Source organism: Nocardioides sp. BP30, from assembly GCF_029873215.1.
Classification (GTDB): domain Bacteria; phylum Actinomycetota; class Actinomycetes; order Propionibacteriales; family Nocardioidaceae; genus Nocardioides.
Map to the genome: position 1 here is coordinate 1,516,325 of NZ_CP123620.1, position 13,298 is coordinate 1,529,622.

Sequence of the window (13,298 nt, forward strand, 5' to 3'; positions counted from 1 at the left end):
GGTCGATGAGGGTCATCGCCGCCATGTCCGGTGGCGTCGACTCCGCCGTCGCGGCCGCACGTGCCGTCGAGGCGGGGCACGACGTCACCGGGATCCATCTGGCACTCTCGCGCAACCCCGCGTCGTACCGCTCGGGTGCGCGCGGCTGCTGCACGATCGAGGACGCCAACGACGCCCGCCGGGCGGCGGACATGATCGGCATCCCGTTCTACGTGTGGGACATGTCGGCGCGCTTCCACGAGGACGTCGTCGAGGACTTCATGAGCGAGTACGCCGAGGGCCGCACCCCGAACCCGTGCCTGCGCTGCAACGAGCGGATCAAGTTCGCCGCGGTGCTCGACCGGGCGCTGGGGCTGGGCTTCGACGCGGTGGTGACGGGCCACTACGCCGTCGTCCGGGAGGGTGCCGACGGGGTCGAGCTGCACCGGGCCGCCGACGCCGCCAAGGACCAGAGCTACGTGCTCGGCGTCCTCACCCAGGACCAGCTGCGGCACTCGCTGTTCCCGCTCGGGGACACGCCGAAGCCGCTGGTGCGCGAGGAGGCGGCCCGGCGGGGGCTGCTGGTGGCCGACAAGCCGGACAGCCACGACATCTGCTTCGTCGCCGACGGCGACAACGCCGGCTGGCTGAGGGAGAAGCTGGGGGAGCGGCTGCCGAACACCGAGGGCGCCATCGTCGACGAGGCCGGCAGCGAGCTGGGCCGGCACTCCGGGACGGTGGCGTTCACCATCGGTCAGCGCCGCGGCCTGCGTCTCGGCGTGCCCGCCGCCGACGGCAAGCCTCGCTTCGTCCTCGACATCGAGCCGGTCTCCGGCACGGTCACCGTCGGTCCGCGCGAGCGTCTGGCGGTGACGCGGATCGAGGGGATCGAGCCGCGGTGGTGCGGCGCGGAGCCGCGGATGCTCGACGGCACCGAGGTAGCTGTGCAACTGCGTGCGCACGGTGCCGAGCACCGGGCCGTGGTGGCCGTCGAGGGCGGGCGGGTGTGGATCGAGCTGCTCGAGCCGGCTTACGGCATCGCCCCCGGGCAGGCGGCCGTGATCTACGACGGCACCCGGGTCGTCGGCTCGGCGACCATCGCCTCGACCTCCCGACCGGGGCTGCCCGCGTGAGCGTGATCGCCACCGGGATCGGGTCGCTTCCGGGCGAGGACTTCCCCGAGGCCGTCCGGACGGTGCTCGGTGAGCTGCCCGACCTGCCGCACCTGCCGGAGCTGCCCGGGCGGGGTGCGATCGCCGGGATGGTCGGCCGCGCCCTCGCCGTACTCGCCGACCTGGACGCCGACCTGCAGCCCGCCGGCTGGCGCCTGACCGGCTCCGGCGGGTCGCCCGGCGTCGACCAGCGCCGGGCACGTTCGCTGCTCGGTCAGGACCTCGACACCCTGGAGGAGGTCGCCGACGGCTACGACGGCGCCTTCAAGATCCAGGTCACCGGGCCCTGGACGCTGGCTGCCGCCGTCGAGCGCCCGCGTGGCGACAAGCTGATCGCCGACCACGGCGCCCGGCGCGAGCTCGCCCAGGCGCTGGCGGAGGGCGTCCGTGACCACGTCCGGGACGTACGCCGCAGGCTTCCGGGCGCCGCGCGTGTGGTCGTGCAGCTCGACGAGCCCGCGCTGCCGGCAGTGCTCGCCGGACGCGTCCCGACCGCCAGCGGCTTCGGCAGGCACCGCTCGGTGGACCTGCCCGAGGCGTCGCAGGCGCTGGAGTGGGTGCTGGCGGCGATCGCCGAGGAGGGCTCGGAGCCGTGGGTGCACAGCTGCGCCCCCGGCACGCCGCTGGACCTGCTGCGGGGAGCCGGCGCGCAGGGGCTGGCCGTCGACCTCGACGTGCTGACCGCTGCCGATCACGATCGCCTCGCGGAGGCGCTGGAGGCCGGGGTGACGGTGGCACTCGGTGCCGTCCCGTCGACGGATCCCGACCGGGAGATCTCGGACAAGCAGGTCACCGAGCGGGTGCTGCGCTGGCTCGACATGCTCGGCCTGGACGCGCAGGAGGCGTCCTTGGCGATCACGCCGGCGTGCGGGCTGGCGGGTGCGACGCCGGCATGGAGCCGGCGCGCGATGATGCTGGCCCGGACCAGCGCGGCATCGCTGGGGTAGTCCTGGGGTGGTCCTGGGGTAGTCCTGGACGACGTGGCCGTCCGGGGCGATGGGGAGGCGCCCGTGGTGTCAGGGGTATCCCGTCACGGGCGGCTCGAGGGGGATCGCCGTCGCCGGCTCGGGTACCGGGAGGACCTTCCCTGTCCGACGATGCAGGAGGAACCATGCCCGAGTCCACGACCCTGAACGGCGCCCAGGTCGCGATCATCGCGACCGACTTCTTCGAGGAGGCGGAGCTCGTCGTGCCCCGGGACCGGTTGCGCGAGGCAGGGGCCGAGGTGAAGGTCTACTCGAGCCGGCGCGAGCCGATCCAGGCGACCGAGGGCGACACCGAGCCGACCCGGAAGGTAGAGGTCGACGGCACGTTCGACGACGTCGACGTCGAGGGGACCGACATCCTCGTGGTCCCCGGCGGGACGGTCAACGCCGACCGGATCCGGCTCGAGGCGAAGGCGCAGGAGCTGGTGAGGGCGTTCGACGAGGCCGGGAAGCCGCTCGCGTTCATCTGCCACGGGCCTTGGCTGCTCGTCTCGGCCGGTCGTGCCAAGGACCGGCACCTGACCAGCTGGCCGAGCCTGGCCGACGACCTGCGCAACGCAGGCGCCAGCTGGGTGGACGAGGAGGTGGTGGTGGACGGCAACCTCATCACCAGCCGGAAGCCCGACGACCTGCCGGCCTTCGTCGGGGCGATCGAGAACGCGCTGGCCGGCTCGCCCTCCTGACCGATCGCCGTCCTCCGCACAGACGCCGACGGCCGCCCGGATCCCCGGGCGGCCGTCGGCGTCGATGCGTACGTCGTGGCGTGCGTGGCGGCGATCAGCCGACGTGCACGCCGCCCTCCGGGCCGTCGGTGGCCAGCTCGGCGTGCTTGACGTTGAGGAAGATCCACACGATCAGCGAGCCGACCAGCGCCATCGCGGAGCCGACCAGGAACGCGGTGGTGGAACCGTGCGCGAACACCTGGTGGGCGATCGTCGCGAGGTCGCTCTGCGAGGGCTGGTGACCGCTCGCGGCAGCGTCCTTCACGATCGAGGCGCTGTCGCTGTGCATCACGTGGACGGCGACGGTGGAGAGCACCGACAGGCCGAGGGCGCCGCCGACCTGCTGCATCGTGTTGAGCACGCCCGAGCCGATGCCGGAGTCCTCGGGACGGAGGTGGTGGACAGCCGTCAGGGTGATCGTCACGAAGGTCATGCCCATGCCGATCGACATCACCAGCACGCCGGGCAGGATGTGCGTCAGGTAGCTGGCGTGCACGTCCGTCACCGGGTAGCTGGTGTCACTGGGGATGCGGGAGAAGATGAACAGGCCCGCGGTGGCCAGCAGGGTCCCGATACCGGCGAGGTAGCGCGGGTCGATCCGGTTGATGAGGTTCGAGGTGATGGTCGCGGCGAAGATCAGGCCGATGGAGAACGGCAGGAACGCCACGCCGGTGTGCAGCGGGGAGTAGTCGTTGACCTCCTGGATGTACTGCGAGAGGTAGTAGAACATCGCGAACATCGCGGCGGGGATCAGCATCATCACGATGTAGGAGGCGCTGCGGGTAGCACTCGCGAAGATGCGGAACGGCAGCAGTGGGTGCGAGACGCGGGTCTCGACGAAGGCGAACAGCCCGAGCAGGGCGATGCCGCCGATGAGGGCGACCAGGGTCCACACGTCACCCCAGCCGTCGCTCGAAGCGCGGGTCAGGCCGTAGACGATCGCGAGCAGGCCGGCGGTGACCGTCACGCCGCCGGGCACGTCGAGCTCGCCGGTGTGCTTCTCGGACTCGGCGAGCAGCCGCGGAGCCAGCACCGCTGCGACGAGGCCGATCGGGACGTTGATCAGGAAGGTCAGGCGCCAGCCGTCGATGCCCGGGTGGATGCCGGTGAGCCAGCCGCCGAGGATCAGGCCGACGGCCGCGCCGACGCCCGACATCGCGGCGTAGACGGCGAAGGCCCGGTTGCGCGCCGGGCCGGCCGGGAAGGTGGTGGTGACCAGCGCCAGCGCGGACGGGGAGGCCAGCGCGGCGCCGACGCCCTGGACGGCGCGCGAGGCGAGCAGCATGCCCGGGTCCTGCGCGAGACCACCGACGAGCGAGGCGGCGGCGAAGACGAGCAGGCCGATCATGAAGACGCGGCGGCGACCGTAGAGGTCGCCGAGACGGCCGCCCAGCAGCAGCAGACCGCCGAAGGTCAACGAGTAGCCGGTGACGACCCAGGTCAGGCCGCTGGCGGAGAAGTCGAGGTCGCGCTGGATGTAGGGGAGCGCGATGTTGGCGATGGAGGCGTCGAGCACCACCATGAGCTGCGCCAAGCAGATGAGCACGAGAGCCCACCCGAGGTGCTTGTGCGGCCCCGTGGTCTTGTCGACGCTCGTGACGTCGGTCGTGGTCATGTCAGTCCTTGTGGGTCGGGTCGGTCGCGGGCAGGGGGTTGGTTGCCGCAGGCAGGATGATCTGGTCGATCACCCGGTCGATCAGGTCTTCGGTGGCCGGCTCGCCGAACATGAAGACGCGGTGCAGGACCACGCCCGCGAGGGCGTGGCTGAGGAGCTCGATGTCGAGGCCGGGCCGGAGCTCTCCGCGCTGGCGGGCGCGCTCCCAGATGGCGTTGCTGGCCTCCAGCTTCGTGCCGATGAAGTGCTCGCGGAACTCGCTGGCGAACTCCTCGTCACGGCCGATCGCCGTGATGACGCTGCTCATCGTGGAGACCATCACCGGATCGGTCAGGCCGCCCAGCCCGCAGAACGCGGCCTCGAGGTCGCCCTTGAGGGTGCCGGTGTCCGGATACTCGTCCTGGCCCTTGCTGGCGTGCAGCGCGTCGATGACGAGCTTCGCCTTGGAGGACCAGCGCCGGTAGAGGGTGGCCTTCGACGCCTTCGCCCGAGCGGCGACGGCATCCATCGTCAGGCGGTCGTAGCCGACTTCGGCCAAGATCGCGAGAGCCGTCTCCAGGATCTCCTGTTCGCGGTCGCCCTCGATCCGAGGACGATGGAGAGCACGAGCCAGGTTCACCGGGAGGACTCCTTCTGGTCACGAAGATGAAACGAAACGGTTTCGTTTCATCTGGTCAAGATAGTACGGCGTCGTTTCATTCCCGGCCAACCGCATTTTCTTCCGATCGGTCTAGACCAGTCCTGCCGGGCGATCCTGTCGGTGGGTAGCGGCAAGATGTGCCCATGACCGACGAGAGCCCTGCGAGCCTCCACGCCGAGCTGTCCGCCCAGATCGAGGCGGCCTCCGACGCCTACTACCGCGACGGCTCCTCGCCGCTCACCGACGCCGACTACGACGCGCTGTTGCGTCGGCTCGGCGATCTGGAGGATCAGTACCCGGAGCTGGTCAAGCCCGACAGTCCCACCCAGCGGGTGATGGGCAAGGCCTTCACCGACTTCGCCGCCGTCGACCACCTCCAGCGGATGGAGAGCCTCGACAACGCGTTCTCCACCGAGGAGCTGGCGGGGTGGTACGAGCGAGTGGTGCGCGACACCGGGTCCCGGCCCGCGCTGCTGTGCGAGGTCAAGTTCGACGGGCTGGCGATCAACCTGCTCTACGAGGACGGCCGGCTCGTCCGCGCGCTCACCCGCGGCGACGGACGCACCGGGGAGGACGTCACGCCCAACGTGCTCACCATCGCCGACGTCCCGCACCGGCTGACCGGGTCGAGCGAGCATCCGGTGCCGCGGCTGATCGAGGTGCGCGGCGAGGTCTACCTGCCGACCGAGCGGTTCGAGGAGATCAACGCCGAGCAGGCGGCCGCGGGCAAGCCGCTCTACGCCAACGCACGCAACACCGCTGCGGGATCCCTGCGGCAGAAGGACCCGGCCATCACCGCCGCACGTCGTCTCGCGATGGTCTGCCACGGCGTCGGTGCCCGGGAGGGCTTCGAGGCGGTCTCGCAGTCGCAGGCCTACGAGGCGCTCGCCAGCTGGGGCCTGCCGATCTCGGACAAGGTGAAGGTCGTGGCCGACCTCGCCGCGGTCGAGGAGTTCATCGGGTACTTCGCCGAGCACCGGCACGACCCGGCCGTCCTCGCCCACGAGATCGACGGCGTGGTCATCAAGGTCGACGACGTCGCGCTGCAGCGTCGCCTCGGGTCGACCTCGCGGGCGCCTCGCTGGGCGATCGCCTACAAGTATCCGCCGGAGGAGGTCAACACGTTGCTTCTCGCCGTCGAGGTCAACACCGGCCGCACCGGGCGGGTGACGCCGTTCGGTGTGATGGAGCCTGTCAAGGTGGCCGGGTCCACCGTCGAGATGGCGACCCTGCACAACTTCCACGAGGTGGCGCGCAAGGACGTGCGTCCCGGCGACACGGTGGTGCTGCGCAAGGCGGGCGACGTGATCCCCGAGATCCTCGGGCCCGTGCTCGCCCTGCGGCCGGAAGGACTTCCGGCCTGGGTCCCGCCGACGGTCTGCCCCTCGTGCGGCACGGAGCTGGTCGAGCAGAAGGCCGGCGACAAGGACCGGCGCTGTCCCAACCACAGGGCGTGCCCCGCGCAGGTCACCGAGCGGGTCAACCACGTCGCCGGTCGGGGCGCCTTCGACATCGAGGGGATGGGCTACGAGGCCTGTGTCGCGCTGCTCGAGTCGGGAGCGCTGCGCAACGAGGGGGACATCTTCGACCTCGACGAGGAGAAGCTGCGCCGTACGCCGCTGTTCACCCGCGCTCCGAAGAAGGGCGAGGACGGTCCGCAGCTGACGGCCAACGCCCACAAGCTGCTGGCCAACCTCGAGGAGCGCAGGACCGTGCCGCTGTGGCGGGTCCTGGTGGCGCTGTCCATCCGTCACGTCGGCCCGTCGGCCGCGCGCGCCATCGCCGCCGAGTTCGGGTCGATGGCCGCGCTGCGCGAGGTCGTGCGCGAGGCGGACGCGGCGGTCTCGGGCGACGTCGATCCCGACGCCGACGAGTCGTCGTCGGACGCGGGTGACGCCGTTGCCGACGCCTCGGCGGAGGCGATCCGTGCGCGTGCCCGGCTCGCCGAGGTCGACGGTGTCGGCGGGGTGATCGCCGATGCCCTGATCGCCTGGTTCCGAGAGCCGTGGCACGTCGAGATCGTGGACGCCTGGCTGGCCGCCGGCGTCACGATGGAGGACGTCCGCGACGACACCGTGCCCCGCACCTTGGAGGGGCTGACGGTCGTGGTGACCGGCTCGCTGCAGGGCTTCTCCCGCGACTCGGCCAAGGAGGCGGTCATCAGCCGCGGTGGCAAGGCAGCCGGGTCGGTGTCGAAGAAGACCGACTACGTCGTCGTGGGCGAGAACGCCGGCACCAAGGCGGACAAGGCCGAGGAGCTCGGCCTGCGCATCCTCGACGAGGACGGGTTCGCCGCGCTGCTCGCGGGTGGCCCCGCGGCGGTGGGTGACGGCGAGGGCTGATCACGCCCCCTCGCGGGTCGACGCCTCGACACCGATCGAGGCGTTCGCCGTGTCGTCGCCGGAGCGCGGAAATCGTGCTCCCCGCGGCGCGCAGGGGCCGGACCGGGCCGTCGGCTCCCACCACTAGGATGGGCGCCATGCCTGAACTCTCCCGTGACGAGGTGCGCCACCTGGCCGACCTCGCCCGGATCGACCTGAGCGATGCCGAGCTCGATCACCTCGCGCCCCAGCTGAACGTGATCCTCGAGTCCGTCGCCTCGATCCAGGGCGTGGCCGGGGACGATGTCGTCCCGACCTCGCACCCGATCCCGATGACCAACGTCTTCCGCGACGACGTCGTGGTGCCCGGCCTGACGCCCGCCCAGGCCCTCTCCGGTGCGCCGGAGCGGGAGGACGACAAGTTCTCCGTCCCGCGGATCCTGGGGGACGAGCAGTGAGCGGGCGCAGCGAGCGATCCCTTCAGCACAGCACCATGCGTGCCTCGTCGGCGCGCGGAGCGAAGCGAGGACGTCGATGAGCTGGATCCACCGCACCGCTGCCGAGCAGGCGGCCGCGCTGGCCGCCGGCGAGGTCACCAGCGTCGAGCTGACCCAGGCCCACCTCGACCAGATCGCCGCCGTCGACGGTGGCGAGGGTGTGCACGCCTTCCTGCACGTCGACGCCGAGGGTGCGCTGGAGCAGGCGAGGGAGTCCGACGAGCGGCGTGCCGCGGGTGCGCCGCTGCACGAGCTCGACGGCGTCCCGATCGCTGTCAAGGACGTGCTGGCCACCGTCGGCCAGCCGACCACCTGCGGCTCGCGGATGCTCCAGGGCTGGGTCCCGCCCTACGACGCGACGGTCGTCACCAAGCTCAGGACCGCCGGCCTGCCGATCCTGGGCAAGACGAACATGGACGAGTTCGCGATGGGCTCCTCCACCGAGAACAGCGCCTACGGACCGACCCGCAACCCGTGGGACCACACCCGCATCCCGGGCGGCTCCGGCGGCGGCTCGGCGGCGGCCGTGGCGGCGTTCGAGGCGCCGCTCGCGCTCGGGACCGACACCGGAGGGTCGATCCGTCAGCCGGGTGCGATGACCGGCACGGTCGGCGTGAAGCCGACGTACGGGAGCGTGAGCCGCTACGGGCTGGTAGCGCTGGCCAACAGCCTGGACCAGGTCGGCCCTGTCACCCGGACCGTGCTCGACTCGGCGCTGCTGCAGGAGCTGATCGGGGGCCACGACCCCCGTGACTCCACCTCGGTGCCCACGCCGGTCACCGGACTGGTGGAGGCCGCCCGGCGCGGCGCGGGCAGGGACCTCGCCGGCGTCACCGTCGGCGTGGTCAAGGAGCTGGCCGGCGACGCCTGGCAGGCGGGCGTGATGCAGCGCTTCGAGGAGTCGGTCGCGCTGCTGAAGGAGATGGGCGCCGAGGTCGTCGAGGTCTCGCTGCCCAGCTTCGTGCACGCCATGGCCGCCTACTACCTGATCCTGCCGGCCGAGTGCTCCTCCAACCTCGCCAAGTTCGACGCGATGCGCTACGGCGTCCGGGTCACGCCCGAGGGCTCGCCCTCGGCCGAGGAGGTCATGAAGGTCTCCCGCGACGCGGGCTTCGGCGACGAGGTCAAGCGCCGCATCATGATCGGCACCTATGCGCTCTCCAGCGGCTACTACGACGCCTACTACGGCCAGGCCCAGAAGATCCGCACGCTGATCATCGAGGACTTCACCAGGGCCTTCGAGCAGGTCGACGTGCTGGTCTCCCCGACGGCGCCGTCCACCGCCTTCCCGATCGGGGAGAAGGTCGACGACCCGCTCTCGATGTACCTGCAGGACCTCGCCACCATTCCGGCCAACCTGGCCGGAGTTCCGGGCATCTCGCTGCCCTCGGGCCTCGCGCCCGAGGACGGGCTGCCGACCGGCGTCCAGTTCCTGGCACCGGTGCTCGAGGACGCCCGCCTCTACCGGGTCGGTGCGGCGCTCGAGGCGGCTCTGTTCGAGCAGTGGGGCGGCCCGATCGTGCCGCCGGCGTACAAGGAGGACTGAGCGATGACCCAGACGCTGCCCGACCTGGTCGACTTCGACGAGGTGCTGGAGAAGTTCGACCCCGCGATGGGCCTCGAGGTCCACGTCGAGCTGAACACGAACACCAAGATGTTCTGCGGCTGCCCGACCACCTTCGGCGCGGCCCCCAACACCCAGGTGTGCCCGACCTGCCTGGGCCTGCCCGGCGCGATGCCGGTGGTCAACGCCAAGGCGGTCGAGTCGGCGATGCGGATCGGTCTCGCGCTCAACTGCGAGATCGCGCAGTGGTGCCGCTTCGCGCGCAAGAACTACTTCTACCCCGACATGCCGAAGAACTTCCAGACCTCGCAGTACGACGAGCCGATCGCCTTCGACGGCTACCTCGACGTGGAGGTGGAGGGCCAGACCTACCGCATCGACATCGAGCGTGCGCACATGGAGGAGGACACCGGCAAGGCGACCCACGTGGGCGGCGCGACCGGGCGCATCCACGGCGCGGACCACTCGCTGATCGACTACAACCGCGCCGGCATCCCGCTCATCGAGATCGTCACCCGGCCGATCCTGGGCACCGGCGAGAAGGCGCCGCTGGTCGCCCGGGCCTACGTGAGCGCCCTGCGCGACCTGATCAAGGCGCTGGGCGTCTCCGACGTACGGATGGACCAGGGGTCGATGCGCTGCGACGTCAACCTGTCGCTGGCGCCGAAGGGCTCGGGGACGCTCGGCACCCGCTCGGAGACCAAGAACGTCAACTCCCTGCGCTCGGTGGAGCGCGCGGTGCGCTACGAGATGTCGCGGCACGCCGCTGTGCTGCTCGGTGGCGGGTCGGTGTTGCAGGAGACCCGGCACTTCCACGAGGACGACGGCAGCACGTCGCCGGGCCGGGAGAAGTCGGACGCGGAGGACTACCGCTACTTCCCCGAGCCGGACCTGGTCCCGGTGGCGCCGGCGCGCGAGTGGGTCGAGGAGCTCCGGACCACGCTGCCCGAGCCACCCTCCGAGCGCCGCGCGCGCCTGCAGGCGGCCTGGGGCTACACGGACCTGGAGATGCGCGACGTCATCAACGCCGACGCGATCGAGCTCATCGAGGAGACCGTCGCCGCGGGTGCCGCCCCGCAGGCGGCCCGCAAGTGGTGGCTCTCGGAGATCTCCCGGCGGGCCAACGAGGCAGGCGTCGACCTCGGCTCCGCCGGAGTGACGCCGGCGCAGGTCGCCGAGGTGCAGCAGCTGATCGAGGGGGGCACCCTCAACGACAAGCTCGCCCGGCAGGTGTTCGACGGTCTCTTCGCTGGGGAGGGGACGCCCGCCCAGATCATCGAGAAGCGCGGCCTCGCGCTCGTCTCCGACGACGGCCCGCTGCTGACCGCCATCGAGGAGGCTCTCGCCGCCCAGCCGGACATCGCGGACAAGATCCGGGGAGGCAACCACAAGGCCGCCGGTGCCATCGTCGGCGCGGTGATGAAGGCCACCCGCGGCCAGGCCGACGCCGCCCGCGTGCAGCAGCTGATCATCGAGAAGCTGGCCTGACCGCCGGCTGATCGCATGTAACGCGGTGTCCGGTCGTCTCTTGCGGTGCTGCAGCACCGCCGAGGAGCGACGTACACCGCGTTACATGCTTGGTCCTGTCCCGGGTTAGGCTTCGACTGCTAACAACCAACACGCTCGTGTCGGGGGAAGCCGGTGAGACTCCGGCGCTGACCCGCAACCGTGACCCTGAGACTCGACAGGCCGCCCAGGGAAGTCGGAGCACCCGCCGCGAAGCGTCTTGACCACATCGCTGTCGAGGTACGCAGCGGGTCGGTTCCTTCCGGTCCACCCGTTGCCAGCAGCGGGAAGGACACCACCATGCGCAAGCTCCTCCAGTCCGCAGCCGTCGCGTCGGCAGGTCTGCTCATCGTCAGCACCGGCGCGGCGAACGCCGCCCCCGCACCCACGACGGCCGCGGGCACCTGGCTCAAGCACCAGTTCACCGGCGGGGTCGTCCACAACACGGCGTACGACGTCGACGACTACGGCCTGACCGCCGACACAGCGCTCGCCCTCAAGCAGCTCGGCGCGAGCAAGGCGAAGCTCAAGACCACCCGCAAGGCCCTCGCTGCCCACGTGAACGACTGGGTCCGCGGCGGCACGACGAGCGACCTGTACGCCGGGTCCGTCGCGAAGGCAGCGGTCACCGCCGATGCGCTCGGGGCGAACCCCAAGAAGTTCGGCGGCGACAACCTGGTCAAGCTGCTGAAGAGCACTGTCTCGACCTCGGGCGCCACCAAGGGCCGGATCCGGGACACCTCGGCGTACGGCGACTACGCCAACACGCTGGGTCAGGCCCTGGCCGCGCAGGCTCTGTCGACCGACGCGCCGACCAAGGCCAAGCCGGTGGTCACCTACCTGCTCAAGCAGCAGTGCTCCTCGGGCTACTTCCGGCTCTACTTCGCCGACCCGTCCGCCCCGCAGACCTGTGACGCGGGCGACCCCAAGACCACCAGCGTGCCCGACCCGGACGCCACCTCCGCGGCCCTGCTGAGCCTCGAGGCGCTGCCCCACCAGACGGCGAAGGTCAAGAAGGCGGAGAGGAAGGCCGCGCGCTGGCTGCGCAAGCAGCAGGCCGGGAACGGCTCGTTCATCGGCGGTACGACCACCGCGACGCCGAACGCCAACAGCACCGGGCTGGCGGCCTCCGCGCTCGCCGCCGCGGGTGATTGCCGCCAGGCGCGCAAGGCCGCCACGTGGGTCGCCAAGCTGCAGGTGAGCAAGAAGCGGGCGAAGGGTGCGCTCAGCTCGGCGTCGGGCGCGATCGCCTACGACAAGGCGGCGCTGTCCGCCGCCACCACGGCCGGCATCACCAGCGACACCCAGGACCAGTGGCGCCGCGCCACGACGCAGGCGGCGCCCGCGCTGAGGTACCTCGACTCCGGCAGCTGCGCCTGACGTGCAGTCCCTGCGATCCCTTCTCGCTGCGGCCGCCCTCGTGCTGGGGGCGGCCGCGCCGTTGACCCTCGCGCCGTCGTCCGCCTCGGCCGCCGGTGGTTGCGGCGCGCAGTCGGTCGCCGTCGTCGTCGACTTCGGCGCGCTCGGCGGTGGGGTCTCGCAGCGCTGTGTGAGCGGAGGCGGCACGGCCGCGGCCCTCTTCGTCGCCGCCGGCCATGCGCTGACCCGGGTGCAGACCCAGCCGGGCGCCGTGTGCAGCGTGGACCGGAAGCCGGCCGGACCCTGTGCGCAGATGCCGCCGGCGAACAGTTACTGGGGTCTCTTCTGGACCGACGGCTCCTCCTCCCACTGGTCCTACGCCAGCTCCGGCGTCGACGGGCTCAGCGTGCGCGCGGGCGGATCGCTCGCGTTCGCCTGGCAGAGCAGCGCGGGCACCCGGTCACCGGGCATCGCGCCGGCGGTGACGCGCACGGCCACCTCGCCCAGCCCGTCCGTGAAGGCGTCGGCGAAGGCGCACACCACGCGCGGCTCGAAGGCCTCGAGCGGCTCGAAGGCCTCGGGCAGCACCGGGGCCGCCAGTCCGGCGACCACCCCGTCCGCGCCGGCCACCGCATCGTCCTCGCCGGAGGGCCGGCGTGCCTCCGCGCGCGCGTCGGCGCGCGCCGCGACCCCCTCCGCCGCTCCCGCCACCGCGAGCACCGGACCCGCGAGCACCGGACCCGCGAGCACCATCGACGTGACCGCCTCACCGACCGCCGCGGCGGCGCACTCGACCACCTCGGCGCCTGTCGCCTCCGACCCGGACGGCGGCCTGCCCGGTTGGATCGCCCCCGCTGTGGTCGCCGCCGTCCTCGCCGCCGGGGGCGGCATCGCGGTGGCGCGCCGACACGCTCGCGGATAGCCGCACGGCACCCGA

Annotated in this window: 11 protein-coding genes and 1 riboswitch; of the genes, 9 read left to right on the plus strand and 2 right to left on the minus strand. The window is 71.7% G+C overall.

Going from position 1 to position 13,298, the window contains the following annotated elements; all coding sequences use genetic code 11:
- Positions 1 to 5 precede the first annotated feature (5 nt).
- The 3 genes from mnmA to P5P86_RS07130 all read left to right on the plus strand — a co-directional run bounded on the left by mnmA (position 6) and on the right by P5P86_RS07130 (position 2,820).
- Positions 6 to 1,112 (plus strand): tRNA 2-thiouridine(34) synthase MnmA, encoded by a 1,107-nt coding sequence (mnmA, locus tag P5P86_RS07120; protein ID WP_280610621.1) that lies wholly within the window; start codon positions 6 to 8, stop codon positions 1,110 to 1,112.
- The gene (locus P5P86_RS07125) at positions 1,109 to 2,098 is read left to right on the plus strand and encodes a uroporphyrinogen decarboxylase/cobalamine-independent methonine synthase family protein (RefSeq protein WP_348537911.1); all 990 of its coding nucleotides are present in this window, start codon (positions 1,109 to 1,111) and stop codon (positions 2,096 to 2,098) included. The genes mnmA and P5P86_RS07125 overlap by 4 nt, the downstream gene beginning before the upstream one ends.
- Before the next feature lie 164 nt (positions 2,099 to 2,262).
- Positions 2,263 to 2,820 carry a type 1 glutamine amidotransferase domain-containing protein gene (locus tag P5P86_RS07130; protein ID WP_280610622.1) on the plus strand — a complete coding sequence of 186 codons (558 nt, stop codon included), beginning with the start codon at positions 2,263 to 2,265 and terminating at the stop codon, positions 2,818 to 2,820.
- Between the two features lie 94 nt (positions 2,821 to 2,914).
- Here P5P86_RS07130 and P5P86_RS07135 read toward each other — a convergent pair whose 3' ends face one another.
- A complete protein-coding gene (locus P5P86_RS07135; RefSeq protein WP_280610623.1) occupies positions 2,915 to 4,474 on the minus strand; it encodes an MFS transporter in 1,560 nt (519 codons plus the stop codon).
- A gap of 1 nt (position 4,475) precedes the next feature.
- Positions 4,476 to 5,093 (minus strand): TetR/AcrR family transcriptional regulator, encoded by a 618-nt coding sequence (locus P5P86_RS07140; RefSeq protein ID WP_280610624.1) that lies wholly within the window; start codon positions 5,091 to 5,093, stop codon positions 4,476 to 4,478.
- Between the two features lie 164 nt (positions 5,094 to 5,257).
- On the opposite strand from P5P86_RS07140, the gene ligA reads away from it, so the two are divergent.
- From ligA to P5P86_RS07170, 6 genes are all read left to right on the plus strand, one after another.
- Positions 5,258 to 7,456 (plus strand): NAD-dependent DNA ligase LigA, encoded by a 2,199-nt coding sequence (gene ligA, locus P5P86_RS07145; protein WP_280610625.1) that lies wholly within the window; start codon positions 5,258 to 5,260, stop codon positions 7,454 to 7,456.
- A gap of 137 nt (positions 7,457 to 7,593) precedes the next feature.
- Positions 7,594 to 7,893, plus strand: coding sequence for an Asp-tRNA(Asn)/Glu-tRNA(Gln) amidotransferase subunit GatC (gene gatC / locus P5P86_RS07150; RefSeq protein ID WP_280610626.1), 300 nt, complete (start codon positions 7,594 to 7,596; stop codon positions 7,891 to 7,893).
- Positions 7,894 to 7,969: 76 nt separating this feature from the next.
- Positions 7,970 to 9,478, plus strand: a complete 1,509-nt coding sequence (gene gatA / locus P5P86_RS07155) for an Asp-tRNA(Asn)/Glu-tRNA(Gln) amidotransferase subunit GatA (protein ID WP_280610627.1) — start codon at positions 7,970 to 7,972, stop codon at positions 9,476 to 9,478.
- Positions 9,479 to 9,481: 3 nt separating this feature from the next.
- Positions 9,482 to 10,984 carry an Asp-tRNA(Asn)/Glu-tRNA(Gln) amidotransferase subunit GatB gene (gene gatB / locus P5P86_RS07160; RefSeq protein ID WP_280610628.1) on the plus strand — a complete coding sequence of 501 codons (1,503 nt, stop codon included), beginning with the start codon at positions 9,482 to 9,484 and terminating at the stop codon, positions 10,982 to 10,984.
- An 84-nt stretch (positions 10,985 to 11,068) separates the two neighbouring features.
- A riboswitch (cobalamin riboswitch) is annotated at positions 11,069 to 11,229 on the plus strand.
- Between the two features lie 73 nt (positions 11,230 to 11,302).
- Complete coding sequence (locus tag P5P86_RS07165) at positions 11,303 to 12,382, plus strand: hypothetical protein (protein ID WP_280610629.1); 1,080 nt, start codon at positions 11,303 to 11,305, stop codon at positions 12,380 to 12,382.
- 1 nt (position 12,383) lies between these two features.
- Positions 12,384 to 13,283: a hypothetical protein gene (locus P5P86_RS07170; RefSeq protein ID WP_280610630.1), complete on the plus strand. Its 900-nt coding sequence runs from the start codon at positions 12,384 to 12,386 to the stop codon at positions 13,281 to 13,283.
- Positions 13,284 to 13,298: the final 15 nt, after the last annotated feature.